Source organism: Pseudomonas sp. EA_65y_Pfl1_P113 (assembly GCF_963970525.1).
GTDB lineage: Bacteria > Pseudomonadota > Gammaproteobacteria > Pseudomonadales > Pseudomonadaceae > Aquipseudomonas > Aquipseudomonas tritici.
Genome location: NZ_CAXAQM010000571.1, coordinates 1 through 454, shown reverse-complemented (window position 1 = coordinate 454; position 454 = coordinate 1). Strand labels below are relative to the sequence as shown.

The window sequence follows — 454 nt, the reverse complement described above, 5'->3', positions numbered from 1 at the left end:
GTCGACGCCTTGGATTTTGCTGCCGCGCGGGCGATGCTGGAACGGTCATTGGCATCTTCCGGAAGGCTTGCTGGAATGGATCGACACACGCCTGCTGTAACCGGCCGCCCGACAGTGCGCGGTAGCGCCCTGTGGCTTCTAGCGATGTTGCTGTGCCTGCCCTCCCCAGGAAGGGCCGACGACAGCGGCCCGATCGATGGGTGTTCGCCGGGTTCCGCGCAAGCGAGCTTCTGGAAGCGCCTCGGCGAGAGTTACCGGAACCACCTGTTCCCCGGGGAGGCGGTGCCGGCAGCCGAGTCGGACACACCTTTCAGCGAGGAGGCCGCTGGCCACCGGGCTGACCTGCCACCCGCCCCGGTGTCGAATCCGCCCTGGCCCTATGCGGTCTACAACGAAGGCGGCACGCAGCTCATCGGCTACGAGAACATGTACTACAACGCGCTGATGGATGCGA

General features: G+C 65.9%; 1 protein-coding gene. It reads left to right on the top strand.

The window, feature by feature from the left end; translation table 11 throughout:
- Nucleotides 1-144 precede the first annotated feature (144 nt).
- Nucleotides 145-454, top strand: a 310-nt coding sequence (locus tag AACY52_RS31130) for a hypothetical protein (RefSeq protein ID WP_339561512.1), incomplete at its 3' end; no start/stop codon positions are given.